Origin of the sequence: Nocardia sp. NRRL S-836 (assembly GCF_001279525.1) — a bacterium.
Lineage (GTDB): Bacteria > Actinomycetota > Actinomycetes > Mycobacteriales > Pseudonocardiaceae > Lentzea.
Genome location: NZ_LGDY01000107.1, coordinates 104,344 through 129,798 on the forward strand (window position 1 = coordinate 104,344; position 25,455 = coordinate 129,798).

Genomic DNA, 25,455 nt, shown 5'->3' on the forward strand with positions numbered 1-25,455 from the left:
CCGCATGCTCGGGCACCGCACGCGGCCTTCCGGGCGAACCGGCCGCGCACCCGCCTGACCATTGCTTTCCCGGCACGCGGCGCTCACACTGGCCGCCATGCTGGCGCTGAGAGCGGCGCGTGCCTTCGACGGCGAGCACCCGCTCGCCGGTCCCGTCACGGTCATCACCGAGGGCGGCACCATCAGGGCGGTCGAGCGGGGCCACCCCGACGTCCCGCACGCGCGTGTCCTCGACCTCGGCGACGCGACCGTCCTGCCCGGACTCGTCGACACCCACGTCCACCTCTGCGCCGACAGCGAGAACGGCGCGCTCGACCGCCTCCCCGGTTTCACCGCCGACCACCTCGACGCGGTGATCCGGGACGGCCTCGACCGGCACCTCAGGGCCGGTGTCACCACCGTCAGGGACCTCGGCGACCGCGCGTGGGCCGTGGTCGAGCAGCGCGGCCGGCACCGTCAGCACGTCCTCGCCTCCGGTCCGCCCATCACCAGCGCGAAAGGACATTGCTGGTCCATGGGCGGCGAAAGCACCGGCGAGGACGCGTTGCGCCGTGCGGTGCGCGAACGGGCGGAACGGGCGGTCGACGTCGTCAAGATCATGGCCAGCGGCGGGTTCGCCACCCCCGGCACGGTCGTCGACGACTGCCAGTTCACCGAACGCGAGCTCCGGGTCGTCGTGGAGGAAGCACACGGGTGCGGGCTTCCGGTGACCGCGCACGCCCACAGCCTCGCCGCCGTGCAGCGGGCCGTGGCCGCCGGGGTCGACGGCATCGAGCACTGCACGTGTCTGGCCGGCGGGGCGATGGTCGTGCCGGACGAGCTGGTGGACGCGCTGGCCGAGGCGGACATCGCCGTCTGCCACACCCTAGGCAACACCGTGGAACCGCCACCGCACATCCAGGAGGCGTTCGAGCGGATGGGGATGAGCTTCGCCGCCAAGATCGCCGCGGCGGGGCGCATGCACGGCCACGGCGTCCGGACGGTGTCCGGCACCGACGGCGGGATCGGGGCGGGCAAGCCGCACGGGATCACGGCGCACGCGCTCGAGCAGCTGGTCGAGGCGGGCATCCCGAACGCGGCGGTGCTCGCCACCGCCACCGGTCAGGCCGCGCGGGCGTGCGGGCTCGCCGGGGGTGTGCTCAGAGCGGGACGGGATGCGGACATCATTGCGGTGCAAGGAGATCCGATGCGGGACATCACGGCGATGCACCGCGTGACCACCGTCGTGATCGGCGGTCAGATCGTGACGACGACCTTGCCGGCCGACCGTCGCGAGTAGACGTGCTCGACCGCGTCGAGCGCTTCCGGCAGCGGGAAGGTGCGGCCGACGGCGGGCCTGACGTGGCCGTCTTCGACGAGCACGCGCAGCTCCTCGAAGACGTCGCCGCGTTCCGCGGACGTCAATGCCACGAGCTTCTGCGGCACGAACGGGTTCAGCGCCATGGCCCGCAACGCCCGGTCGAACCCGCCGAGCAGCGGACCCGACGTCTCCGAACCGACCAGCACCACCGTGCCGTGCCGTCCCGCAGCCGCCCTGAGCCGGGACAACGACCGGTGGCCGCCGCAGTCCAGCACCAGGTCGTAGGTGCCGGTGAAGTCAGCGACCGTGTAGTCGACCACCTCGTGCGCTCCCAACGACCGCACGAGCTCAACTTTGCCTGTGCTGCACACGCCCGTGACGTGCGCACCCAGGGATCGTGCGATCTGCACGCCATAGGACCCGACGCCACCACCGGCACCGAGCACCAGAACCCGTTGCCCTGCCTGGACCGTGCGCAGACCCTGCAACGCGGTCCCGCCCGAGATCGGCATCGCCGCCGCCTCCGCGAACGACAGCCCCGCCGGCTTGCGCGCCAGCCGCGTGACGGGCGCGACGGTGTACTCGGCGAACGCCCCGTCGCACGTGCCGAACACCTCGTCACCGGCCGCGAACGCGGTCACACCGGGACCGACCGCCGCCACGACACCGGACACGTCCCTGCCCGGCACCGGCGACCTCGGCCCGCGGAACCCGAACCCGATGACCCGCAACAGGTACGGCCTGCCGGTGAGCAGGTGCCAGGTGCCCATGTCGACCCCCGCCGCTCGCACCTCCAGCAGCACCTCACCCCGCCCTGGCACCGGCACGTCCAGGTCACCGAGCTCCGCCGACCCGTATCTTCGTTGCACGACAGCCTTCACGTCGTCTCCTCCTCCGGGTACTGGAACACCTCTTCGAGCGGAACCTTGAACACACGCGCGATCCGGAACGCCATCTCCAGCGAGGGCGAGTAACGCCCCTGCTCGATCGCGATCAACGTCTGCCGCGTCACGCCGATGGCCGCGGCGAGGTCGGCCTGCTTCATCTCGCCGTGCGCGAAACGCAGCGCGCGGATGGAGTTCGTGACCTTCGTCGGCTTCACCGCAGGCCCCGCCGGTAGGCCGCGATCTTCGCCATCGAGCCGAACACCGCCGACAGCACGAAGCACAGGTAGAGCACGTTCGCGATCCAGAAGTGCGCCACCTCGGCCATCGCCAGCGCCAGCGCGGCCACACCCCCGATCACGACGAACGACTGCCCGACGTGATCGCCGAACCGGCCGATCTCCTGATCGCGCTCGTCGGCCTGCGGACCGCCCTCCCGGCGGGACGCGATGCCGAACCAGATCCCCGCCACGATCCCCACGACGACCGCGGCACCGATCGTCCACAGCGCAGTGCCGGCGTACGGCACCTCGGCCAGCGCCCGCCCGTCAGCACGCCCCAGCACCAGCACCACGTACACCGCGTAGGCGAGCACGGCGACGACCGCCATGGCCCACGCACGCTTCTCCTCGAAGGCCACGACCCACTCCTGATGTCAAAGAAACCTGACACGACCAACGTAAAGCGAACCCGACACAGTGTCAAACATCTTTGACCTGACGGCCGGTTTGGCCGCAAAACACCCAGATCGGACGGTTTGGCGTCCGGCGGTCGACGTCACCCGTTCGGAGTGTCTAGGGTGCGCCTCATGCTCAGGCCGATCCTCGTCGCGTGCGCGCTCGCCCTGACGGCGTGCAGCGCCGCCGTGCCGGCCGACCCACCCCCGTCGTCCACGTCCACGACATCGCCGAGCGCGGCCACGCCACCGCCGAGCGCGGCCCACACCCCCGCCGCGGCCCCGGTCGTGGCCACGCCCGAGGTGTGCCCGATGCCCGACAGCGGCTTCGACTGCGCGTTCCAGAAGCGCATCCAGGCCGCCCAGCAGTACGCGGAGACCCGCCCCGGCACCGTCGGCATCGTCCTGCGCGACCGCCAGAACGGCGTGGTCTGGCGCAACAAGCACGCCGCCGACAAGGTGTGGACCGCCTCCACCATCAAGCTCGCGATGATCGTGAACCTGCTCGACCGCCACCGCACCGGCCAGATCCGCCTGACCAGCGACGACCGCCGCCTGATGACCGCGATGCTGCACAGCTCCGACGACGACGCCGCCGACACCCTGTGGAAGCGCTACAGCGGCTCAACCTTCAACGCCGCCTTCCCGCAGTACGGCATGACCGGCCTCGTCGCCCAGCGCGGCTACTCCACGTCGTTCCCGTACTGGGGCTTCGAGAAGTGCACCACCGACGACCTCGACCGGCTGATCAACCACGTCCTCGACAAGGTGCACCCGGAAGACCGCGCGTACATCGTGGAACAGATGCGCGGCGTCGGCCCCGAACAGCAGTGGGGCGTGTGGGGCCCGGACTCCGGCACGAAGAACGGCTGGTCGCAGGAGGACACCGGCTGGGTGATGAACTCCGTCGGCTTCATCGGTCCCGACCAGCGCTACACGCTCGCCATCATGAACAACCTCGCCGGCGAGGGCGGCTACGACGAGGGCCGGGCCACCGACACGGAGATCACCCGGATCCTGTTCCGCTAGCCGCCCCGCACGGGCTCGAAGTGGAACGAGCGGTGAAGCGGTCACGCGGCTGGTTCACGGCGAACATCGCCTCCGCGCACCGCACCTGACCCGCCTCGGCCCTGAAACGCCGTACGCGCGCCCGAAACCCCTGCCGTCAACCGCGCCCACGTTCACGCCGCATGCGCGTGCCCGACACCCGCCGTCACCGCGACCACCGCGTTCATGCCGTGGATGCCGCACCCTCCGTCCCGCTGGAGGTCGATCGCCCGGAACGACGGCGTCCCCGGCGGACCTGCCGCCGTGGCGCGTGCGAGGTCGCCGGCGGGCCGCTCGAACCTGACCCCGGTCAGCGTGCGAGGTCGGGGACCTGGGCGACGAGCTCCTCCGGCGCGGACAGCCGCCAGGCCTCGAAGACCAGCTCGCCGAGCTCGTCGGCCTCGATGCCCTCCAGGTACACCACGACCCAGCCGAAGCCGCCCGCGGTGAACTGCTCCTCGAACACGTCCGGGCGTTCGGCCACCAGGGCCCGCTGCTCGGACAGCGTCTGCTTCAGACCCACGGTCCGCGTGCGCGGCCAGTAGTAGCCGAACACCTTGCCGCGCACGCGGAAGGTCTCGTACTGCTGACCGGAGGAGCGCTGCACCTCGGTGAGCGCCTCCGCGATCTCGATGAACTGGTCCGGTGTAGCCACTGCGCCCCCAAAGCCGAAGGACCGCAGTATAAATCCGGCTGTTCCGACCGTCGGCCCCGTGCGGCGAGCGGTCGCCACGACAGGTTTCCAGGGCGGGCGCACGCGCCCAGCTTCGGCGTGGCCGTCAGTTCACATGCCTCCTCAGGTGGTCGGCGACCAGGGCCGCGTGGGACAGGGGTGTGCTGAGGTCGTCGGCGTCGCCGTTCGTCGTGTAGTCGAGCAGGACGACGGGCGCCGACTCGGCTAAGGCGCGCAGCTCCGCGACGAGGCCGGCCACCCGGTGTTCGAGGACCCAGCGGTACGTCGGCAGGTAGATCTCGTGGCGGGCGGTGCGGTAGTCGAGCAGGGAGGTGCCGTGCAGCCCGGCGCGATGGCCGCGCACCGGGCCGAAGCGGCGGACGGTGCGCTTGAGGCCCTTCATGGTGCGGACGGTCAGCTTCGAGGCGTCCACATCGGACTCGGCGAAGACCTTCAGGGCCTGCCAGACGCCCTCGACGGACTCGCTCACCACACCGGGCGACATCGGCACCGGGATACCGCCGTGCGGGTAGAACGGGCTGAAGCGCACCCACGGCTCCGGGCCGCGCGACGTCACGTCGACCACGACCGCGTCGGGACGCTGCACCTTGCGACGCCTGCTCGCCACCTCGATCCGCACCGGACACTCCTTCCTCGGGTGGTTCGAGCATGGCAGGAGGGTCTGACAATTTTCGGAGGGTGCGCGGTCAGCGGACCGCGGGCTCCGCAACGGCCTTCGTTGACACGACACGGCTTCGTTGAGTCAGCACCACACACACGAGCACGATCGCGGCGGTGAGCAGTGCGGGCCAGCCGACCGGTTCGCCGAGCACGAGCGCGGCCCAGCCGAGGGACAGCACGGGCTGGGCGAGCTGGAGCTGGCCGATCTTCGCGACACCGCCCGCGGCCATCGCCGCGTACCAGGCGACGAAGCCGAGGAACATCGAAATCGTGGTCACGTAAGCGAAGTGGAACCACACCGTGCCGGTGGCGCGCGAGAAGTCGGCTGTGTACAGCGAAACCGGGATGGTCACCGGCAGCGCGACGACCAGCGCCCAGCAGATCGTGTTGGCGCCGCCGAGCTCGCGCGACAGCGCGCCGCCCTCCGCGTACCCGAGGCCGCACACCACGACCGCGATCAGCAGGTAGCCGTCGGCCAGGCTGAACGAGCCGGAGAGGCCGCCACCGGCCGCCACGAAACCGAGCACGGCGAGCAGCCCGGCGCCGCTGGAGAGCCAGAACACGAAGGGCGGGCGTTCGTGGGCGCGCAGGACGGCCCAGATCGCGGTCGACATGGGCAGCACGGCGATGACGACGGCGCCGTGCGCAGAGGTCTGCGTGGTGAGGGCCAAGGACGTGAAGAGCGGGAAGCCGATGACGATCCCGGCGGCGACCACGACCAGGCGGCGCACCTGCGTTACCGAAGGCAGCGGCGCGCGGGATAACGCGAGGTAGGCGATGGCCAGCACGGCGGCACCCACGGCGCGGCCGAACGCGACGAACCACGGGTCGAGTCCCTGCACCGCCAAGCGGGTCGCGGGCAGCGAGTAGCTGAACCCCAGCACCGCGAGCGCGCCGAGTGTTACCCCCGGAGGCACGATAACGTTACTCTTGGCTCTCATGAACGAGGATAACGCAGCCGTGCGCGTTATCGAGGACCTGAGAGCGACGGCACGGTCCGGTCGCGCGGGCGATCGGATGCCGTCGGTGCGCGAGCTGATGGCGCGGCACAGGGCTTCGCCGGCGACCGTGCAGCAGGCGATCCAGCGGGTCGCCGCGGAGGGGCTGGTCGAGGTCCGGCCCGGCCGCGGCAGCTTCGTCGCCGCGCGCGCCGGACGGGCAAGCGGCCAGGACCTGTCGTGGCAGTCGGTGGCGCTGGGCGAGGGACGGCCGGGCGAGGAACTGGTCGCGAACCTGCTCGCGGTGCCGAAACCCGAGGTCATCCAGCTCTCCAGCGGCTACCTCGACCCGGACCTGCAGCCCACCGAGGCGCTCGGCGCGGCACTCACCCGCGCCGCGCGCCGGCCCGCGTCGTGGGGGCGGGTGCCGGTCGAGGGCTCGGAGGAGCTGCGCGCCTGGTTCGCCAGGGAGGCGGGCGGCGAGCTCCGCGCCGGTGACATGACGGTGTGCGCGGGCGCGCAGGAAGCGCTCGCCACGGTGTTCCGCGGCCTCGGCGAACGCGGCGGCACCGTGCTGGTCGAGTCGCCCACCTACCTCGGGGCGATCGCGGCCGCACGGGACGCGGGGCTCAAGGTCGTGCCGGTGCCCGCGGACGAGGACGGCGTGCGCCCGGAACTGCTGCAGGCCGCCTTCACGCACACGGGCGCGAAGCTCTTCTACTGCCAGCCGCTGCACGCGAACCCGCACGGCGGCGTGCTGTCCGACGACCGGCGGCCCGAGGTGCTGCGGATCGTCGCCGCGGCCGGGGCGTTCCTGGTCGAGGACGACTGGGCGCGCGGCTTCACCCTCGACGGCACCGCGCCGCCCACCATGGCCTCGCAGGACACCGATGGGCACGTCGTGTACGTCCGCTCGCTGACCAAGGTCGCCGCGCCGGGGCTGCGGGTGGCGGCGATCGGCGCGCGCGGACCGGCCGGGCGGCGGCTGCGGACGACCCGCTCGCGGCAGGACCTGTACGTCGCGGGACCGTTGCAGGAGGCGGCGATCGACTTCGTGACGTCCCCGGTCTGGCGACGGCACCTGCGCACGCTCCAGCAGGCCCTGCGGTCCCGGCGCGACGCCCTGCGGACCGCGCTCGCCACCCACCTGCCCGAGTTCACCGTCGCCCCGTCCTCCGGCGGCCTGCACCTGTGGGTGACGTTGCCGGACGGGCTCGACGACGTCGAGCTGACCACCGCCGCCGCGGCCCGCGACGTGGTGGTGTTCCCGGGACGGCCGTGGTTCGCGGCTGAACCGTCCGGCAACTTCCTCCGTTTGACCTACGGGGGCGCGCCGGAGCACGCGCTGGTCGAAGGCGTTCGCCGATTGTCTGACATCACTCGTTAACTTGACTGATTCCAGAAAACCAGGCAGGGTAGGAGCGTGCCCACGGCTTCCGATTTCGAGCGCATGCTGCGTGGAGCGTCACTGCGGGTGACAGCTCCGCGGATAGCTGTGCTGTCCGCCGTGCACTCACATCCGCACGCCGACACGGACTCGATCATCGGTGTCGTGCGTCAGAACCTCGGCGCGGTCTCCCACCAGGCCGTGTACGACGTACTCCGCGCGCTGACCGGAGCAGGCCTGCTGCGGCGGATCGAGCCGCAAGGGTCGGTAGCGCGCTATGAGGCTCGCGTCGGGGACAACCACCACCACGTCGTATGCCGTTCCTGCGGCGCCATTTCCGACGTCGACTGCGCCGTTGGCCACGCGCCGTGCCTGGACGCGTCCGACGACCACGGTTTCGTCATCGACGAGGCCGAGGTCATCTACTGGGGCACCTGCCCCGACTGCACGACCGCCGCGAAAAGTTCCTGAACACCCGGAAGGATTCCCGTGTCCGACAGCACTGACGCCAAGGTGAGCGAGCTGAACGAGGAGGAGGCGGGCGGTTGCCCGGTCGCGCACGGGCGGCGACTCAGCCACCCCACCGAGGGCGGCGGCAACCGCGACTGGTGGCCCAAGCAGCTCAACCTGCGGATCCTGCGCAAGCACCCCGTGCAGGCGAACCCGTTCGGCGGTGACTTCGACTACGGCAAGGAGTTCCTGACCGTCGACCTCGACGAGCTGGCGCGCGACGTCGACGCCGTGCTGACCGAGTCGAAGGACTGGTGGCCCGCGGACTTCGGCCACTACGGCCCGTTCATGATCCGCATGGCGTGGCACAGCGCCGGCACCTACCGCACGCACGACGGCCGCGGTGGCGCGGGCGCGGGCATGCAGCGCTTCGCCCCGCTGAACAGCTGGCCGGACAACGGCAACCTGGACAAGGCGCGCCGCCTGCTGTGGCCGGTCAAGAAGAAGTGGGGCAAGAAGGTCTCCTGGGCCGACCTCATGATCTTCACCGGCAACCGCGCGCTGGAGACCATGGGCTTCAAGACCTTCGGCTTCGCCGGCGGCCGCAACGACGTGTGGGAGCCGGACGAGGACGTCTACTGGGGCCCGGAGACCGAGTGGCTCGGCGGCGACTCCCGCTACAGCGGCGAGCGCGAGCTGGAGAGCCCGCTCGCGGCCGTCCAGATGGGTCTGATCTACGTCAACCCCGAGGGCCCGAACAGCAACCCGGACCCGCTGGCCTCCGCCGGCGACATCCGCGAGACGTTCGGCCGCATGGGCATGAACGACGAGGAGACCGTCGCGCTCATCGCCGGCGGCCACACCTTCGGCAAGGCGCACGGCGCCGGTGACCCGTCGCTCGTCGGCGCCGAGCCCGAGGGCTCGCTGATGGACGCGCAGGGCTTCGGCTGGATCAGCACGCACGGCACCGGCAAGGGCCGCGACGCCATCACGTCCGGCCTCGAGGTCACCTGGACGCAGAAGCCCACCGAGTGGACGAACCTGTTCTTCAAGAACCTCTTCGCCTTCGAGTGGGAGCTCACCAAGTCCCCGGCCGGCGCGCACCAGTGGAAGCCAAAGGGTGACGCGGGCGCCAACACCGTGCCCGACCCCGAGGACGGCACGCTCAACCGCCAGCCGATGATGCTGACCACGGACCTCGCGCTGCGCTTCGACCCGGTCTACGAGCCGATCTCGCGCAAGTTCGCGGAGGACCACGAGGCGTTCGCCGAGGCGTTCTCCCGCGCGTGGTTCAAGCTGACCCACCGCGACATGGGCCCGATCCAGCGCTACCTCGGCCCGCTGGTGCCGCAGGAGGAGCTGATCTGGCAGGACCGCCTGCCGGTGCGCGACCACGAGCTGATCGACGCCTCCGACGTCGCCGAGCTGAAGGCCAAGATCCTGCAGACCGGTCTCCCGGTCTCGCGGCTGGTCAAGACGGCGTGGGCGTCCGCGTCGTCGTTCCGCCAGAGCGACAAGCGCGGTGGCGCCAACGGTGCCCGCATCCGCCTCGAGCCGCAGCGCGACTGGGAGGTCAACGAGCCCGACCAGCTCGCAGAGGTCCTGCGCACGCTCGAAGGCGTGCAGGAGGCCTTCAACAGCGCGCAGACCGGCGGCAAGAAGGTCTCGCTGGCCGACCTGATCGTCCTCGGCGGCGCCGCGGCGATCGAGCAGGCCGCGAAGGCCGCCGGCCACGACATCGAGGTGCCCTTCCTCGCCGGCCGCACCGACGCCACCCAGGAGCAGACCGACGCCGAGTCGTTCGCGGTCCTGGAGCCCGTCGTCGACGGCTTCCGCAACTTCGGCAACAAGGCCACCCCGCTGCCGTCGGAGTACCTGCTCATCGACAGGGCCAACCTGCTCGGCCTCTCCGCACCGGAGATGACCGTGCTCGTCGGCGGCCTGCGCGTGCTGGGCGCGAACCACGGCGGTTCGAAGGCCGGCGTGCTCACCGCCAAGCCGGAGACGCTGACCAACGACTTCTTCGTCAACCTGCTCGACATGGAGACGGAGTGGAAGTCGGTCACCGAGGACCAGGAGAGCTTCGAGGGCCGCGACCGCGCCACCGGCACGGTGCGCTGGACCGCGACCCGCAACGACCTGGTGTTCGGCTCGAACTCCGAGCTGCGCGCCGTGGCCGAGGTCTACGCCAGTGACGACGCTTCGGAGAAGTTCGTCACCGACTTCGTCTCGGCGTGGAACAAGGTCATGAACGCGGACCGCTACGACGTCGTCCAGGGCCTCTGACCCTCAGGACGCGCGAACGCCGGAACGGCTGACCGTTCCCACCACACCCGGTGCCCCAGGCCGATCTTCGGTCTGGGGCACCGGTGTTTTCGGGGTTGGGGGCCGACCGGTGTGGGTGCCTGCGCGGGAGGGCGGGCGGGTTGCCCCGGCTTCCACGCGATTCGGGCGAACCGATGAAGGGCGGGACGCCGGGACAGGTTGCGGGTCCGGTCGCGTTCAGGCCGGGTACCGCGGTGAAGCTGGGTACCGCGGCGAGGTGAAGCGCCGGAGGCGACGGACCGCGTTAGGACAGAAGGCGGCGGGACGGCAGCTTGGCGTGGTGTGCGGAAGGCGGCAGGCGGCCGTGGTGAGGCCGAAGGCGATGGACGCCAGCGGGCGGGAGGACGGCAGACGGGCGTGCTGACCCGCCACGTCGGGGCGATCACCGGCTCTGGCAACGACATGGCGCCACGCCGCAGGCACATCACCGGACCGGGATGGTCGTTTCGGGCACCACTCCTCTCAGCCGAGACTGGCTAGCGGCCTCGGAGGCAGGCCGGCCGCGGCCGGTCATCCCGGGACAACGCTGCCGGAGACCGGTGGCGACGGGCATTCCGCCACACGGCCGCTCGCCGCTTGCGGCGGCGCTGACCGGAGCCAAGCCCCGGCTCCGATCAGCGGAGCCCACGCCAGAGACGCGGTGGCCGAAGGTGACAGACGGCAGCGGGCCGGAGGACGGCAGACGGGCGTGATGAGCCGTCGCATCGGCGCGATCACCGGCTCTGACAACGACATCGCTCCACGCCGCCGCTCATCGACGGGCGGTGGGCCGTTGCGGCACACGCCCAGCGTCGCAGGGCACGGCGGCCACCTCCGACACACGCCCAGCGCCGCAGGGCACGGCGGCCACCCAGGCGTGTGGGCGGCGGTCAGCGGATTCGAGGGAGCACCTCCGTGGCGTCGTGGTCGGAGATGGGGGCCGGGCGGCGACGGGTGCGGATGCGGGTGATCACGAAGTAGGTGAAGGCGATGGCGAGGGCGGCGAGCACGAGTTTCTGGAAGACGCCGGCGTAGGAGTCGACGAGGTGCCAGTTCTCGCCGAGCAGGAAACCGGCGCCGACGAAGATGGCGTTCCAGATCAGGCTGCCCGCCGTGGTGAGGAGGAGGAAGGTGGCGAAGTTCATCCGGGCCACGCCCGCGGGTAAAGAGATGAAACTGCGGAACAACGGCACCATTCGGCCGAAGAACACGGCTTTGGTGCCGTGGCGGGTGAACCAGGCCTCGGTTTTGTCGAAGTCGGTGACCCGGACCAGCGGGATGCGGGCGACCAGGCGGCGGGTGCGGTCGCGGCCCAGGAGCAGGCCCGCGAAGTAGACGATCACGGCACCGGCCACGGAGCCGAGCGTGGTCCAGAACAGTGCCGCGGGCAGGCTGAACACGCCCTTGCTCGCGGAGAAGCCCGCCAGCGGCAGCACCAGCTCGCTCGGGATCGGCGGGAACAGGTTGTCCAGGCCCACGACCACGGCGGCGCCCACGCCGCCCAGCGACTCCATCAACTCGACTGCCCACTCGGCCAGCATTCGTTTTCCCTTGTTCGGTGATTGGTCGGGGTCAACGTTAGGAATGGGGACGGGGATGGGGCCATGGGGTTGAGCGTTGAGAATCGTGGGGAAAACCGCAGGGCAATACTGTGGTAAACCACAATGCCGCGGTCGGGGGCGGGCAGTACGGTGAGGAATGTGCATCAGGGGGAACAACTCACCGCCGGCTCGGTGGTGCGCAGGTGGTTCCGGGCGTTCTACGGGGTGCTCGCCGGAACGGTGAGCGTCCTGCCCGATCTGGCGGCGGCGGTGCTGGGGGTCGGCGTCGTCAAGATGACCGAGCTGGAGCTCCTGCGGATCGCCCGGTACGGGGACGCGGCCCACGCCGATCCGCTGACACCGCGCCGGTGCCAGCGCTACCTCGGCGTGCGGTGGCTCGTGGGTGCGCTGGGTTTCGGCGTCATCTTCATGTTGCTGCTCTACCTCGTCACGGCGCTGTCGATGCTGACGGCGTGGTTGTTCGACGGGCACTGGGGCCTGGTCAGGGACGGCGACCGGGTCGACGCGGAGCTGATCGCGGTGGCGACGCTGCCGGGCACGTTGCTGATCTTCGTCTCGCTGGCGGGCGTGACCGGGGTGGCGGCGCTGGACCGGTGGCTCGCGACGACGATGCTCGGCCGCAGCCACCAGACGCTGCTGCGGCAGCGGGTCGAGGAGCTGACCAGCACGCGGGCGGGGGTGATCGAGGCGATCGACGACGAGCGCAGGCGCATCGAGCGCGACCTGCACGACGGCGTGCAGCAGCGGCTCGTCGCGCTGGGCATGCTGATCGGCAGGGCCCGCCGGATGAGGGGTGAGGAGCAGTTGCAGGAGCTGCTGCGCCAGGCGCACGACACCGCGGCCGAGGCGATCGACGAGCTGCGCGAGGTCGCCACCCGCGTCTACCCGGCGGTGCTGGACGACTCCGGGCTGGACACGGCGCTCGAGGTGCTGGCCGAGCGGTCGAGCGTGCGGGTCGAGATCGGCAACGGGCTCACCGGGCCGCCGGGTACCGCGCTGGAGACGGTGATCTACTTCGTGGTGTCGGAGGCCGTGAACAACGCGGCCAAGCACGCCGGCCCGTCGGTCGTCGAGGTGTCGCTGCGGCAGGGGCCGGACGGCATCACGGTCACCGTGCGGGACGACGGCATCGGCGGGGCGGACCCCGGTGGCACCGGGCTGTCCGGCCTCGCCAGGAGGGTCAAGGCGGTGGACGGAACGTTCGAGGTGAGCAGCCCGCCGGGCGGCCCCACCACGGTCTGCGCGAGGTTGCCGTGCGGGTGATCCTGGCCGAGGACTCGACGCTGCTGCGCGAAGGCCTCATCCGGTTGCTGGCCGAGGAGGGCCACGACGTCGTCGCGGCGGTCGGCACGGCGCCCGAGCTGCTCAGCGCCACCGAGCGCCACCAGCCGGACGTGGTGGTCACGGACGTCCGGATGCCGCCGGACCACAAGGACGACGGCATGCGCGCCGCGCTGGAGATCCGCGAGCGGTGGCCGGCGGTCGCCGTGCTCGTGCTCTCCCAGTACGTGGAGAACCGCTACGCCACCGAACTGATCACCAGCACCGGCGGCAAGGTCGGCTACCTGCTCAAGGACCGCGTCGCCCAGGTCGACGAGTTCCTGGACGCGCTCGACCGGGTCGCGGCGGGCGGGGCGGCGTTCGACCCGGAGGTCGTGCGCAGGCTGCTGACCAGGACGACCCACGCCGACCCGCTCGACACCCTGACCAACCGCGAGAAGGAGGTCCTCGAACTGATGGCGCAGGGCCTGACGAACGCGCGCATCTCCGCGCAGCTGCACATCTCGCAGAGCGCCGCGGAGAAGCACATCAACGCGATCTTCGACAAGCTCCAGCTCAGCGGCTCCTCCGGCGTGAGCCGCCGCGTGATGGCCGTCGTCCGCTACCTGGGCAGCTGAACGGCGTGTGCCGACTCTCACAGGGATTCCCGTCACCGCAGTTCGAGCCAAAAAGGGCCTGCTGACAAGCCGCGCGTGCCCATTGGTGCCGTTGATCACCGAATGGAGCCCTGGGCAGCGGAATTGCACCCCGAGCCGCTATTCGCCGGGCTAATCGAAGAAAGACCCGCCGGGTGTGGAACGGGCGGCGATCAGGTTCTTCACCCGGCTGGAGGAGTTGATCACTATGATGAGTGAGTGCCCCTGAGTCGCCGTCCTCTGTCGCTGCTCGCTGCGCTCGCGCTTCTCGGCGCGGTCACGGCGTGCACCAATGCGGCCGCCGGCGACCCCGTGGCAGCCACGAGCGAGAAGAAGCCCACGTCATCGGGCACCACCCGCAAGCCGCCGCCACCGCGCAACCAGCTCGCGCTCAAGACGGAGAACGGCAGGCAGAGCCCCGGCGTGGTGATCGCCGGAGCCGCGGACGCGCCGTACAACTACGCGCCCGCCGTGATGCTCGACAACGGCAAGGTGCGCACGTGGTGGTGCAGCCAGCTCAGCGCCGCGCCGCCCGGCGGTGACGACATCCTCTACAGCGAGGGCACGTCGCTGGACGGGCCGATGAGCACCGCTGTTCCGGTGTTCTCCGGCAGCGGGGCCAGCTTCGACGCGATGCACACGTGCGACCCGTCGCTGGTCAAGATCGGCAGCACCTACTACATGTATTACACCGGCGCGTCACGTGACAACCACGCGAACGGCAGCGCCGTCGGCGTCGCGACCAGCCAGGACGGCCGGAGCTGGTCCCGTGCGAACAACGGCCAGTCGATCGTCGTGCCGTCCGGTGACGTGATCCGCGAGAACACCTACGGCGCCGGTCAGCAGTCGGCCGTCTACCTCGACGGCTGGGTGTACCTGATGTTCACCGACACCACGGGCCTCGCCTCGCACCAGAACGGTGCCGGGCAGTACGTGCTGCGGTCGAAGGACCCGACGTTCGCGACCGGTGTCGAGGCGCTGGGCCAGTCCGGGTTCCAGCCGGTGCCGGCGACGAACAAGCCGCGCACCCGGTCGGTCGTCGAGGCGTTCAGCGCCGACTGGATGTGGATCGACGCGGCCTCGACCTGGGCCATCGCGCACTCGACCGACCACGGCACGACCGTGACGTTCTGGAACAAGGACTTCACCCGCCACCCGTTCAAGCCGGTGCTCATCCCCGGCAGCTGGCGCGAGGGCCCCGGCCTGGTGCGCACGCCGCAGGGGCACGCGCCGATCGACGCGGCGGACCCGTGCGGGCGGGTGGCGCTGGACGTGCTGCGGTCCACGGTCGACGGTGGGGCCAACGCGCCCACGAACATCTTCCGCTTCGGCCTCGACGCGGTCGGGCTGAAGGGCTGCGCGTCCTCGGACGAGGCCAGCGCGCTCAACGGCTTCGCGATGCCCTCGCCGGAACGCACGGTCGACGTGGTCGTGGGCGGCAAGATCGTGCGGTTCGAACGCCGGTCGGTGGCGGAGAAGTTCGCCCGCGCCGTGCTCGCCGACCGTCCGACCGGGGTCGACTACCTCAAGGTGGCGGCACGGGTGCCGGCCGGTGCGCCCGCCGTGGCCAACCCGGACGGCGTCGTCGGGCTGCTGATCGAGAACAAGCTGTGGGTCATCGGCTCGGTGGAGGCCGCGACGCTGAACTCGTCGGCGGTCAAGCAGGTGACCGCCGAGCAGTGGGAGCGTTACGAGCGCCACCAGGACCTCTCCGCCCGCTGACCGGTACCTTCACCCCTGCAACCGACCTGGGGGACGGCACGGTGACGGCGACCAAGGACAGATCACAGGCGTTCGCGGCGAGCCTGATCCCGGAGTCGCACGGCGAACGGGCCGTCACCGGCTACGTGCTCGGCTTCGTGGCAGCGGTGGCGTTCCTGCTGCTCATCCCGGCCGGCTGGGCGCGGCTGGACCACCTGTGGGCCGAGGACGGCGCGCGGTTCGCGGTCGACGCGATCCGGTTCCCGGCGTTGCGGAACCTCACCGACCCGTATGGCGGCTACCTGCACGTGCTGCCGCGGCTGGCGGCCGAGGCCGTCGCGCTGCTGCCGCTGGAGTGGACCGCGGCCGGGTTCGCGGTGGCCGCGGCGGTGCTGCGGGCGGTCGTCGCGCTGATCACGTTCGCGGCGTCCGGGGCGTACCTCAGGTCGGCCGGGCTGCGGTTCGTGCTCGCCGCGCTCGTGGTGGTGTTGCCGGCGGGCAACTCCGAGACGTTGAACAACATGACGAACCTGCACTGGTTCCTGCTGTACGGCGTCTTCTGGGCGTTGGTGTGGCGCACCGCCCCACGGGTGCCGGTCGCGCTGTTCGTGCTGCTGGCGGCGCTGTCGAGCCCGTTGATCTTCCTGCTGGCCCCCGTCGCGCTCGTCCGGCTGCTCGTGCCGCGCAGGGAGGTGCCGATCGCGTTCCTCGCCGGGGTGCTGACGCAGGCGGTCGTGATGCTGTTCGCCGAGCGCACGCCGTACTCGCAGGACCCGGCCGACCCGGTGCAGGTGGTGCTGGCGGGCCTGCTGCGGGTGCCGGTGGTGGCGCTGACCGGGTCGGAACGCCTCACGACCTTCTACCCCGCGCACGGCAACCTGGTGGTCCTGGGCGCGGTGCTGGTGACCGGGCTGCCGGTCCTCGCCGCGCTGTGGTGGGGCGGCCGGGCGGGGCGGGCGCTGGCGCTGGCCGCCACCGGCTACAGCGTGCTGGTGATCGTGCTGTGCCTGGTGCTCAACTGGAGCGTGCTGCTGCAGGTGCAGCAGCCCGGTGTGGTGCTCGCCGGGCAGCGCTACAGCGTCGCGCCGGTGCTGTTCCTGTCCACGGCCGTGGCGGTCGGGCTCGACGCGACGCCTTTCGCGACCTGGCAACGGTTCGCGGTGCGCGCCGGGCAGTGGGTGATGGGCATCCTGCTGGTGTCGAGCACCGTCGGGTACTTCCAGGAGCCCAGGACGGTCCTGCGGGGCGTGCCGTGGGGCGCGAGTGTCGAGCAGGGGCGGGCGCGGTGCGCGTCCGGTGCCGCGGAGGCACGGCTGGAGCACGAGCCGGCGAGCTGGTTCTTCGTCGTACCCTGCGGTCAGCTGAAGTGACACCACGCCCGCACGCACGGTCAGTGCCGGTAAGCCGGGAAGTCGAGGTAGCCCTGGTCGCCGCCCTGGAACCAGCTCTCCTGGTCCGCGGTGGCGAGCGGGAGGCCGAGCCGGAACCGTTCGACGAGGTCGGGGTTGGCGAGGTAGGCGCGACCGTAGCTGATCAGGTCGGCGCCGTTGGCGAGCCAGCGTTCCCCCTGCTCGCGGGTACCCGCGTGCGGGCTGATCTGACCGCCGGGGTTGAGCACGAACGCGGTGGGCCACAGCTTGCGCAGGCCCATCAGCACCTCGTCGCCGGTGGTGGCCAGCACGTGGACGTACGCGATGTCCGGCAACGCCTTCAGCAACGCCGAGTACAGCGCGGGCACGTCGTCCTCGACCACGTCCCACGTGCTGCCGCCGGGTGAGAGCCGGATGCCGACGCGGTCGGCGCCGATCGCGTCGGCCGCGGCCTCGACCGCCTCGACGGCGAAGCGGATGCGGCCGGTGATCGAGCCGCCGTAGCGGTCGGTGCGCAGGTTCGCGTTGGAGGACAGGAACTGCTGGATCAGGTAGCCGTTCGCGCCGTGCAGCTCGACGCCGTCGAACCCGGCGTCGACGGCGCGCCGGGCCGCGTCGGCGAACGCCTGGACCTCGCCGGGGATCTCGGCCAGCTCGAACGCGCGGGGCGTCGGCGCGGGCTTGCGGCCGCCACCGGCGAAGACCTCTGTGGTCAGCGCGACCGCGGACGGCCCGGCGGGGTGGTGTCCGGCGATCTCCGGGTGGCTGACCCGGCCGCCGTGCATGAGCTGGGCGAAGATCCGGCCGCCGTTGGCGTGCACGGCGCCGGTGACGACCCGCCACGCCTCGACCTGGTCGTCGCGGTGCAGGCCGGGCGTGAACGGACCGGACTGGCTCGCCGCGCTCGGGTGCACGCCCTCGGTGACGATGAGTCCGGCGGTGGCGCGCTGGGCGTAGTAGGTAGCCGTCGATGCGGTCGGTTTGTCGTCCACGGCGCGTGAACGGGTCATCGGCGCCATGACGAGACGGTTCGGCAGGGTCAGGTTTCCGAGGCGGTAGCCGGTGAGGAGCATGCCGTCCACGCTAGAAACCTGACATTGACGTCAGGGGTAGGTTTTGTGGCGGAGGTCATGTGCGAATCGGGAACTTGGCGGCGCGGACCGGCGTGAGCGTGCGGTCGTTGCGCTACTACGAGGAAAAAGGCCTGCTTGAGGCCGAACGCACCGCGAGCGGGCAGCGGCGCTATGCGGACCACGCCGCGGACCGGGTGCTGCTGATCCAGCAGCTCTACGGCGCCGGACTGTCCACGAACGGGATCAACGAGCTGCTGCCGTGCGTCGTGACCGGGGAGGCGACGCCGGAGCTGCTGGCGCGGCTGCGCGAACACCGCGAGTCGGTCGAGCGGCAGATCGACGACCTGCGCGGCACGCTCGACCGACTCGACTCGGTGATCGCGAGTGCGACCAGTGCGCACGACACCGGGGTGCCGTGCCGGCGGGGTTAGATGGTCGCGGTGTCGATCACGAACCGGTACCGCACGTCGCTCCCCTGCACCCGGTCGTAGGCGGTGTTGATCTGCTCGGCGGTGATCAGCTCGATCTCCGCGCCGAGGCCGTGCTCCGCGCAGAAGTCCAGCATCTCCTGGGTCTCCGCGATGCCGCCGATCATCGAGCCGGCGAGCGTCTTGCGGCCGCCCAGCAGGCCGAACAGGTTGATCGAGACCGGCTCCTCCGGCGCACCGACGTTGACCAGCGCGCCGTCGGTCTTGAGCAGGCCGAGGTAGGCGGTGAGGTCGAGCGGCGCCGACACCGTGGACACGATCACGTCGAACTTGCCCGCCAGCTCGGCGAACGTGGCCGGGTCGCTGGTGGCGCGGTAGTCGTGGGCGCCGAGCTTGAGGCCGTCGTCCTTCTTGCGCAACGACTGCGACAGCACGGTCACCTCGGCGCCGAGCGCGGCGGCGATCTTGACGCCCATGTGGCCGAGCCCGCCGAGGCCGACGATCGCGACCTTCTTGCCGGGGGCCACGCCCCAGTGCTTGAGCGGCGAGTACAGCGTGATGCCCGCGCACAGCAGCGGCGCGGCCACGTCGAGCGGCAGGGCGTCCGGGATGCGCACGACGTAGTTCTCGTCGACCACGATCTGCTTCGAGTAGCCGCCGTAGGTGACCTCGCCGTCACGGCCGATGCCGTTGTAGGTCATCGTGCTGCCGTTGGCGCAGTACTGCTCCAGCCCGCGCAGGCAGTAGTCGCACTCGCGGCACGAGTCGACCATGCAGCCGACACCGACCCGGTCGCCGACGGCGTGCCTGGTGACCTCGGAACCGACCTCGACCACCACGCCCGCGATCTCGTGGCCGGGGACCATCGGGAAGATGCCCTGACCCCAGCCCTCGTTGACCTGGTGGATGTCGGAGTGGCAGATGCCGGCGTACTTGATGTCGATCAGGACGTCGTGCGCCCCCACGGCACGCCGTTCGATCGTGGTGCGCTCCAGCGGTGCCTTGGGGGCCGGAGCGGCATAGGCAGCGACGGTGCTCATCAGGTGTTCTCCTCGTTCGTCGGGTCCACCGGTAACACTGCCCCCGCCGCGCCCCGCTACCCAGACACCTGCTCCGCGTACGCCTGCTGTGCCTACCACTGGCAGTAGCAGGCACGGTTCACGCAGGTCAGGGATACTGGTGAGCATGACTGTCGATCCGCGCACCGAGCTGAGCGAGTTCCTGCGCAGCCGCCGCGCGCGGCTGTCACCCGACGACGTGGGGCTGCCGCAGTTCGGCCGCACCCGGCGCGTGCCCGGACTGCGCCGCGAGGAGCTGGCCCAGCTCGCGGGCGTGTCGGTCGCGTACTACACGCGGCTGGAGCAGGGCAACGGCCGCAACGTCTCGGCCGAGGTGTGGGACTCGATCGCCCGCGCGCTGCGGCTGAGCGACGCCGAGCACGCGCACCTGCGGAACCTGACGCAGTGCCGCAGCCGCAAGAAGAAAAAAGCACAGCGCACACACGTGCGACCGGCGTTGAAGCACCTGCTCGACAACATCGGTGTGCCCGCGTACATCGGCGGCCGCCGCTCGGACATCCTGGCGTGGAACCCGATGGCCGCCGCGTTGTTCGGCGACTGGGCCGAGCTCGAACCGCGGGAGCGCAACTGGGGCCGGCTGATCTTCCTGCGGCCGTCCTGCCAGGAGCTGTTCGTCAACTGGGAGAGCAAGGCCGCCGACGTGGTCGCGTTCCTGCGGATGGACGCCGGGTGCTTCCCCGACGACCCCGAGCTGGCCGCGCTGGTCGGCGAGCTGTCGGTCAAGAGCGCCCTGTTCCGCACGCTGTGGGCCAAGCACGACGTGAAGGAGAAGTCCTTCGGCACCAAGGTGTTGCGGCACCCGCTGGTGGGCGAGATGACACTGGCCTACGAGACGCTGCGGATGCCCAGCGAGCCGGAGCTGTTCCTGACCACCTACCACGCCGAGCCCGCCTCGCCGTCCGCGGAAGCCCTGCAGCTGCTGGCGAACTGGGGCCGCGACGCGACCCGCGCGGGCACGTCCGTGCACAACCAGGCATGAGGACGCCCCGGCTGGAGATCGAGTACTGCACCCAGTGCAGGTGGTTGCTGCGCGCCGGGTGGACCGCGCAGGAGCTGCTGACCACGTTCACGACCGAGCTGGGCGAGGTCGCGCTGATCCCCGGCACCGGCGGCGTGTTCGACGTGCGGCTGGACGGCGAGACGGTGTGGTCGCGCAAGGAGCGGGACGGGTTCCCGGACCTCGCGGTGCTCAAGCAGCTGGTGCGTGACCGGGTGGCGCCGGAGCGCTCACTCGGCCACACCGACCGCAAGGGTTCCTAGGCGGCCGCTGACCGGTGTGGCGCCCGAAGCCGTCCGAAGTGGACGTTCAGGGCGTTCCGCGAAACGGCGGGCGCGGTGGCGGGCGGGCTCGTATCGTGTCGGCCGTGCATCCGAACCAGGGTTGGCCACCGCAGCAGCCGGGACCTCAGGGACCCGCCCCGGGTTATGGCCCGCCCCACCAGCCACCGGGTTATGGCGGACCGGCCTACGGTCCGCCCGGTTACGGTCCGCCGCCCGGTTACGGCCGGCCCGGCTACGGCCCGCCCGGCTGGGGTCCGCAGCGACCGCCCAGCCCGGTTCCCGCGTTCCTCGCCGGTGGGCTGTGGGTGCTCGTGTCGATCCTGTGCTTCGTGCTGGCCGGGCTCAACTCCGCCCACGGCAAGGGCATCCGGCAGACGCCGGAGGCCGCCGTCGCGTTGCTGGGCCTGGCGCTGCCGCGCAGCGTGATCGGCAACGGCGACCCGGCGATCGTCGCCACGTACGTCGCGGGTGGCGTGGTGCTGCTGTTCGCCGTCCTGCTGTTCGCGCGGCTCGGGTTCGCCCGCTGGGTCCTCGCCGCGCTCGGGTTCGTGATCACCGCGTACTACGTCTTCGTGGTGGTGCGCATGGCGACGACGTACGTGAGCTCGTTCCTCGTCGTGCCGGTGATCGCGTTGCTGTTGTGGCTCACGGCGGTGGTCGTGTCCGTTCTGCCGGTGGTCGGCCGCGCCATGCGGTGACGCCGTCCGGCGCGGCCCGCCACCGGAAACGTCAGCGCACGACGTCGTAGACCAGCTTCTGGATGCCGTTCGAGTACGACTCGCTCTCGGCCAGCTTCAGCATCTGCTTGTCCTTGTCGGTCTCGCTGAACAGCCGCTTGCCCGCGCCCAGCAGCACCGGGAACACCAGCAGGTGGTAGCGGTCGATCAGACCGGCGTCGGACAGGTTGCGGTTGAGCGTGGCGCTGCCGTGGAGGGAGATCGGGCCGCCGTCGGTCTCCTTGAGCGCCGCCACGTCGTCCAGGCCGCGCAGGATCGTGATGTCACCCCAGTTGTCGACCAGCTGATCCTCTTTCAGGGTGCTGGACACGACGTACTTCGGCATCACGTTGTACCGCGGGAAGTAGTCGAGCGTCGGCCACACCGGGGAGAACGCCTCGTAGGTGACGCGGCCCATCAGCATGGCCGCGGCTTCCTCCTGCTCGCGGCCCTTGATCTCGTAGGCGGCCTCGTCGAACTCGATGTCCTTGAAGGTCCAGCCGGAGCTGCGGTGGCCGGGCTCGCCGCCGGGTGCCTCGACCACGCCGTCGAGCGAAACGAACGCAGTGGCGATCAGGGTGCGCATCGGTGTTCTCCTCAGGTGTTCCGGTGGGCTGTCACCGGTGCGTCGAACGGCGGTGGCCACTTTCGACACGCGCATCCTGCCTGATCCGCATCCGGGGCGCCGAGGGGCGGGCTGCTCGACCGGTCAGGAATCGAGAAGCGTCGGCCGCACCCCGCGCCCTACCGTTGACCTCGGCAGACACCCTGATCTGGAGGCTAGCGATGAGCAAGCGGATGCGCCGGTTCCACCGGCTGGTGAGCATGGTCTTCATGGCCACCGTCGTCTTCACGGCGGTCGCGCTGACCGTGGACAGCTCGGTGGTGTGGGTGTCCTACGTGCCCTTGCTGCCGCTGTTCGTCCTCATGATCAGCGGTATCACGATGTGGTTCCGGCCGCGCCGGGTCACGGCCGGGGCCTGACCTGGCCGATCTCGACGGGTCCGAACGGCAGCAGCGCTACCCTGCCCCTCATGGGGGATGTCGAGGACCCGTGCCGGTGCGTCGAGGACGCGCGTTTCCACCACGACCGCCAGAACCCGGCGTTGTCGGGGTGGCTGCACCTGCTGGAGCTGGTCGAGGAAGCCGCCGCGGACGGACGCGCGGTCTTCCGGCCGTTGCACGAGCTGAGCCCCGCGGAACGCCGCGAGATCGTCACCCTCCCGCCCACGATCGCGAAGCTCACGGCGGTCGAGGTGCTGGATCTGCGCGGGTCGAACCTCGTGCGCGTCCCGCCGGAGATCGGTGCCATGACGAGCCTGCGGCGGTTCGACCCGTCCACCTCGCACCGGCTGCACTGGTTCCCGTACGAGCTGACCCGCTGCCGCGACCTCGCCGGGAGCGCGGTCGGCACGGGCGCGGTCTACGCGGGCGCGTTGCCGCGGCTGCACCCGCCCACGACAGACCTCACGTGCCTCGACCCCGGCACGCACGGCACCGAGTACGTCCGCTCGTGCAGCGTGTGCGACGGCCCGGTGACCGAGCTGCACCAGCGGTGGACCGTGCGGCGCGGCGCCGCGGACCCGTTGCCGTTGCTGGCGAACGTCTGCTCGACCGGCTGCGCGGCCGCACTTCCTAGCGCGGGGTGAGCAGGTCCGGCGCGGTGAGCAGGTCGGAGTGGCCGCCGGGGAACTCCCGCCGCGCGAACCCCCCCGTGGTCACCTCCGCCCACGCGGCGACACCGTCCGCGGTCGTCAGCGGATCTTCCCGGCCGTGGGCCGCCAGCACGGGACACCGCACCACCGGGTGGTCCTCGCCCCGGAACTCGCTGAGCAGCTTCATGTCCTCCGCCGCGGTCTCCACGACCACGTCCCGCCACTCGCCCTCGACGAGCCCCGGCGCGACCCGTTCCAGGTACGCGCCGGTGTCCGAAATGGACTCCGGCGCGACCGAATGCCGAGCGGGCGCAACGGCTCCGACCACCACCAGCCGTTCGACGTCCGCACCGGCCGCCTCCAGCACCCCGGCGACCGCGTACGCCACGTAGGCCCCGAAGCTGTGACCGACCAGCACCGGCCGTGCCGCCGCGACCTGCTCGGCGCACGCCCGCACCAGCGCGTCGAACGACGCGGCCGGCCCGTCCCGGCCGAACCGCCCCGGGTACTTCACCAGCCGCCCCGAGCGCAGCAGCTCCTGGCAGTCGCTGCCGAACGACCCGGCGCCGGGGAAGACGAACACCTCAGACCCGCAACCCGAGCTCATCCACCACCATCGCGATGCTGATCGCACTCAACCGGAAGTCGAACTTGTCGGTGCCCGGCTCGACGGTCAGGCACCCCGGCACCAGCACACCGCTGGCCGCCACCAGCTCCTCCCACCGCGCCCACGTGGCCCGGTCCACCACCGAGTCCAGGTCGTACGCGGTGAACCCGTGCTTTCCCCGGCGCAGCACCGAGTCCGGCACGATCCCGCGGTAGGCCGACTTGAGGCACGCCTTGCCCTCGAAGTCCGCGACCTTCTCCGCGTCCGGCACCCGCAGCGCCGCCGACACCACCGAGTTGCCCAGGAACGGGTAGCGCCCCTCGACCGAGTTCCGCATCACCATCGCGTCACCGTGGTCGCCGAGCAGGTGCCCGGACAGCTGCACGTACACGTCGGCGACCGACCGCAGCTGCATCGGCGACAACGCCCGCACCTCCGCGTCGGTGAACGGGATCAGCCGCGACCGCCAGAACTCCGCACCCCGCAACGCTTCCCGCACGTCCGGGGCCAGGAAGGACGACCGCCGCGCGGACACGCGGTCCCAGTTCACCTCCCAGCCGAAGTCGGCCCGTCCCCACGCCTGCTCGTTCTCGTCACGCGCCGGGCGCCGGCCACGGCCGGAGCTGTCGAAGGCGTAGGAGTCGTAGCCGAAGAACAGCTCGTCGGCGCCCTCGCCGGACACCACGCCCTTGATCCCGGCCGAGCGCACCGCGTCGGCCAGCATCATCGCGGCGACGTTGTAGGTCTCGCGCTGCGGGAAGCAGCAGTGCCGCACCATCTTCTCGAACATCGCGGTGATGTCGGGGACGCCGCAGCGGATCTGCTCGTGCTTGGTCTCGGCGAGAGCGGCCACCTCACGCTGGAACCGGCCCTCGTCCAGCGACGGGTCGTCGAACACCACCGAGAACGTCCTCATCGGACGGTCGACCAGCGACGCGGCCTCCAGCACGATCGCCGTGGAGTCGAAGCCACCGCTGAGGTACGCCCCGATCTCCACGTCCGCGTGCAACCGCGCCGACACGGACTCCCGCAGCGCCGACCGCAGCTCGTCGGCGGACACCGGTGACTCGTCGAAGTCCCCGTAACGCCAGTACCGCACGGTCTCCACGCCGTCGGCCGAGATCCGCACCGCGCACCCCGGCGGCACCGCGAACACGTCCCGCACCAGCGTGCGGGGAGCGACGACGTTGCCGAGCGAGAAGTACTGGTCGACCGCGGTCACGTCGACCCGCCACGGCCCGCCGACGCACTGCACCAGCGGTTTGAGCTCGGAGCAGAAGTGCACCGCGGACCCGACCGAGGTGTAGTACAGCGGGCAGACGCCGAACCGGTCGCGCGCCAGGTACAGCGCGTTCTCCTCCCGGTCGAACACCACGGAGGCGAACTGCCCGTCGACCTGCGCGAGCCCCGCGACGCCGTGGGCAGCGACCAGGTCGGGGATCACCGCGACGTCGACGCCGTTGGCCGGGTCCGTGCCCAGCCGCGCCTTCAGCTCGGGCGCGTTGTAGATCTCGCCGTTCGTCATCGCCACGAACCGGCCGCCGCGGTCCTGCGCCGGCTGCCAGCCGTCGGCCAGCCCGGTCATGCCGAGCCGGCCCAGCTTCACCGCCAGCGACGGCGTGTTCAGCGAGTACGTCTCGTCCGGGCCGCGGTGCACGAGCCGGGTGTGCATGGCCGCGGCGACACCGCGGTCGACAGCGCCGTCGGCAGCGAAGGTCCCGCACACG

27 protein-coding genes are annotated in these 25,455 nt (G+C 71.1%); 15 read left to right on the plus strand and 12 right to left on the minus strand.

The annotated features are described in order from the left end of the window. Positions 1-97 precede the first annotated feature (97 nt). On the plus strand, positions 98-1,279 hold the full coding sequence (locus ADL03_RS24950) for an amidohydrolase family protein (protein ID WP_053736052.1): 1,182 nt from the start codon (positions 98-100) through the stop codon (positions 1,277-1,279). On the opposite strand, the gene ADL03_RS24955 is transcribed toward ADL03_RS24950, so the two are convergent. From ADL03_RS24955 to ADL03_RS24965, 3 genes are read right to left on the minus strand one after another with little or no spacing between them, the layout of a single operon-like run. Then, the gene (locus tag ADL03_RS24955; protein ID WP_053735965.1) at positions 1,237-2,181 is read right to left on the minus strand and encodes an NAD(P)-dependent alcohol dehydrogenase; all 945 of its coding nucleotides are present in this window, start codon (positions 2,179-2,181) and stop codon (positions 1,237-1,239) included. The genes ADL03_RS24950 and ADL03_RS24955 overlap by 43 nt on opposite strands. Next, positions 2,178-2,402 carry a helix-turn-helix transcriptional regulator gene (locus ADL03_RS24960; protein WP_231642212.1) on the minus strand — a complete coding sequence of 75 codons (225 nt, stop codon included), beginning with the start codon at positions 2,400-2,402 and terminating at the stop codon, positions 2,178-2,180. Before ADL03_RS24960 ends, ADL03_RS24955 begins: the two co-directional genes overlap by 4 nt. Next, positions 2,399-2,824 (minus strand): hypothetical protein, encoded by a 426-nt coding sequence (locus ADL03_RS24965; RefSeq protein ID WP_197288623.1) that lies wholly within the window; start codon positions 2,822-2,824, stop codon positions 2,399-2,401. Before ADL03_RS24965 ends, ADL03_RS24960 begins: the two co-directional genes overlap by 4 nt. 348 nt (positions 2,825-3,172) lie before the next feature. On the opposite strand from ADL03_RS24965, the gene ADL03_RS24975 reads away from it, so the two are divergent. Beyond that, positions 3,173-3,889 (plus strand): tat pathway signal sequence, encoded by a 717-nt coding sequence (locus tag ADL03_RS24975; RefSeq protein WP_053736055.1) that lies wholly within the window; start codon positions 3,173-3,175, stop codon positions 3,887-3,889. Positions 3,890-4,217: 328 nt separating this feature from the next. On the opposite strand, the gene ADL03_RS24980 is transcribed toward ADL03_RS24975, so the two are convergent. The 3 genes from ADL03_RS24980 to ADL03_RS24990 form a co-directional block, all read right to left on the minus strand. Beyond that, the gene (locus ADL03_RS24980) at positions 4,218-4,562 is read right to left on the minus strand and encodes an MmcQ/YjbR family DNA-binding protein (RefSeq protein WP_053735967.1); all 345 of its coding nucleotides are present in this window, start codon (positions 4,560-4,562) and stop codon (positions 4,218-4,220) included. Positions 4,563-4,686: 124 nt separating this feature from the next. Further along, complete coding sequence (locus ADL03_RS24985) at positions 4,687-5,220, minus strand: hypothetical protein (protein WP_053735968.1); 534 nt, start codon at positions 5,218-5,220, stop codon at positions 4,687-4,689. 67 nt (positions 5,221-5,287) lie between these two features. Further along, positions 5,288-6,178 carry a DMT family transporter gene (locus ADL03_RS24990; RefSeq protein ID WP_082373447.1) on the minus strand — a complete coding sequence of 297 codons (891 nt, stop codon included), beginning with the start codon at positions 6,176-6,178 and terminating at the stop codon, positions 5,288-5,290. Between the two features lie 22 nt (positions 6,179-6,200). Between ADL03_RS24990 and ADL03_RS24995 the strand changes: the two genes are divergently transcribed. From ADL03_RS24995 to katG, 3 genes are all read left to right on the plus strand, one after another. Continuing rightward, on the plus strand, positions 6,201-7,586 hold the full coding sequence (locus ADL03_RS24995) for a PLP-dependent aminotransferase family protein (protein WP_053735970.1): 1,386 nt from the start codon (positions 6,201-6,203) through the stop codon (positions 7,584-7,586). A gap of 63 nt (positions 7,587-7,649) precedes the next feature. Beyond that, a complete protein-coding gene (locus tag ADL03_RS25000; protein ID WP_369809026.1) occupies positions 7,650-8,057 on the plus strand; it encodes a Fur family transcriptional regulator in 408 nt (135 codons plus the stop codon). Positions 8,058-8,075: 18 nt separating this feature from the next. Next, positions 8,076-10,322 carry a catalase/peroxidase HPI gene (katG, locus tag ADL03_RS25005; RefSeq protein WP_053735972.1) on the plus strand — a complete coding sequence of 749 codons (2,247 nt, stop codon included), beginning with the start codon at positions 8,076-8,078 and terminating at the stop codon, positions 10,320-10,322. Positions 10,323-11,230: 908 nt separating this feature from the next. Here the strand turns inward: katG and ADL03_RS25010 are convergent. Further along, complete coding sequence (locus tag ADL03_RS25010) at positions 11,231-11,881, minus strand: DedA family protein (protein ID WP_053735973.1); 651 nt, start codon at positions 11,879-11,881, stop codon at positions 11,231-11,233. A 159-nt stretch (positions 11,882-12,040) separates the two neighbouring features. Here ADL03_RS25010 and ADL03_RS25015 point away from each other — a divergent pair, with 159 nt between their 5' ends. From ADL03_RS25015 to ADL03_RS25030, 4 genes are all read left to right on the plus strand, one after another. After that, the gene (locus ADL03_RS25015; RefSeq protein ID WP_053735974.1) at positions 12,041-13,165 is read left to right on the plus strand and encodes a sensor histidine kinase; all 1,125 of its coding nucleotides are present in this window, start codon (positions 12,041-12,043) and stop codon (positions 13,163-13,165) included. Next, positions 13,156-13,800, plus strand: a complete 645-nt coding sequence (locus ADL03_RS25020) for a response regulator transcription factor (RefSeq protein ID WP_053735975.1) — start codon at positions 13,156-13,158, stop codon at positions 13,798-13,800. The genes ADL03_RS25015 and ADL03_RS25020 overlap by 10 nt, the downstream gene beginning before the upstream one ends. Positions 13,801-14,037: 237 nt before the next feature. Beyond that, the gene (locus ADL03_RS25025; RefSeq protein ID WP_053735976.1) at positions 14,038-15,540 is read left to right on the plus strand and encodes a beta-xylosidase; all 1,503 of its coding nucleotides are present in this window, start codon (positions 14,038-14,040) and stop codon (positions 15,538-15,540) included. Between the two features lie 41 nt (positions 15,541-15,581). Next, on the plus strand, positions 15,582-16,889 hold the full coding sequence (locus ADL03_RS25030) for a hypothetical protein (protein ID WP_053735977.1): 1,308 nt from the start codon (positions 15,582-15,584) through the stop codon (positions 16,887-16,889). Positions 16,890-16,909: 20 nt separating this feature from the next. Here ADL03_RS25030 and ADL03_RS25035 read toward each other — a convergent pair whose 3' ends face one another. Continuing rightward, positions 16,910-17,962 carry an alkene reductase gene (locus ADL03_RS25035; protein ID WP_053736056.1) on the minus strand — a complete coding sequence of 351 codons (1,053 nt, stop codon included), beginning with the start codon at positions 17,960-17,962 and terminating at the stop codon, positions 16,910-16,912. A gap of 59 nt (positions 17,963-18,021) precedes the next feature. On the opposite strand from ADL03_RS25035, the gene ADL03_RS25040 reads away from it, so the two are divergent. After that, positions 18,022-18,393, plus strand: a complete 372-nt coding sequence (locus ADL03_RS25040) for a MerR family transcriptional regulator (RefSeq protein ID WP_053735978.1) — start codon at positions 18,022-18,024, stop codon at positions 18,391-18,393. Here the strand turns inward: ADL03_RS25040 and ADL03_RS25045 are convergent. Then, positions 18,390-19,430: an NAD(P)-dependent alcohol dehydrogenase gene (locus tag ADL03_RS25045; protein WP_053735979.1), complete on the minus strand. Its 1,041-nt coding sequence runs from the start codon at positions 19,428-19,430 to the stop codon at positions 18,390-18,392. The genes ADL03_RS25040 and ADL03_RS25045 overlap by 4 nt on opposite strands. Positions 19,431-19,575: 145 nt before the next feature. Here ADL03_RS25045 and ADL03_RS25050 point away from each other — a divergent pair, with 145 nt between their 5' ends. The 3 genes from ADL03_RS25050 to ADL03_RS48685 all read left to right on the plus strand — a co-directional run bounded on the left by ADL03_RS25050 (position 19,576) and on the right by ADL03_RS48685 (position 21,448). Continuing rightward, entirely contained in the window at positions 19,576-20,448 is an 873-nt protein-coding gene (locus ADL03_RS25050; RefSeq protein WP_053735980.1) for a helix-turn-helix transcriptional regulator, read from the plus strand. Further along, entirely contained in the window at positions 20,445-20,729 is a 285-nt protein-coding gene (locus ADL03_RS25055) for a SelT/SelW/SelH family protein (RefSeq protein ID WP_053735981.1), read from the plus strand. The genes ADL03_RS25050 and ADL03_RS25055 overlap by 4 nt, the downstream gene beginning before the upstream one ends. A gap of 326 nt (positions 20,730-21,055) precedes the next feature. Next, positions 21,056-21,448 (plus strand): hypothetical protein, encoded by a 393-nt coding sequence (locus ADL03_RS48685; RefSeq protein WP_053735982.1) that lies wholly within the window; start codon positions 21,056-21,058, stop codon positions 21,446-21,448. Positions 21,449-21,479: 31 nt separating this feature from the next. On the opposite strand, the gene ADL03_RS25065 is transcribed toward ADL03_RS48685, so the two are convergent. Beyond that, positions 21,480-22,052, minus strand: coding sequence for a dihydrofolate reductase family protein (locus ADL03_RS25065; RefSeq protein ID WP_053735983.1), 573 nt, complete (start codon positions 22,050-22,052; stop codon positions 21,480-21,482). A 200-nt stretch (positions 22,053-22,252) separates the two neighbouring features. Between ADL03_RS25065 and ADL03_RS25070 the strand changes: the two genes are divergently transcribed. Both ADL03_RS25070 and ADL03_RS25075 read left to right on the plus strand, forming a co-directional pair. Continuing rightward, the gene (locus ADL03_RS25070; protein ID WP_053735984.1) at positions 22,253-22,450 is read left to right on the plus strand and encodes a hypothetical protein; all 198 of its coding nucleotides are present in this window, start codon (positions 22,253-22,255) and stop codon (positions 22,448-22,450) included. 50 nt (positions 22,451-22,500) lie between these two features. After that, the gene (locus ADL03_RS25075) at positions 22,501-23,115 is read left to right on the plus strand and encodes a leucine-rich repeat domain-containing protein (RefSeq protein WP_157529191.1); all 615 of its coding nucleotides are present in this window, start codon (positions 22,501-22,503) and stop codon (positions 23,113-23,115) included. Here ADL03_RS25075 and ADL03_RS25080 read toward each other — a convergent pair. Both ADL03_RS25080 and asnB read right to left on the minus strand, forming a co-directional pair. Continuing rightward, positions 23,102-23,728: a thioesterase II family protein gene (locus ADL03_RS25080; RefSeq protein WP_082373448.1), complete on the minus strand. Its 627-nt coding sequence runs from the start codon at positions 23,726-23,728 to the stop codon at positions 23,102-23,104. The two genes, ADL03_RS25075 and ADL03_RS25080, sit on opposite strands and share 14 nt — an antisense overlap. Further along, a complete protein-coding gene (asnB, locus tag ADL03_RS25085) occupies positions 23,706-25,454 on the minus strand; it encodes an asparagine synthase (glutamine-hydrolyzing) (protein ID WP_197288624.1) in 1,749 nt (582 codons plus the stop codon). The genes ADL03_RS25080 and asnB overlap by 23 nt, the downstream gene beginning before the upstream one ends. Position 25,455: the final 1 nt, after the last annotated feature.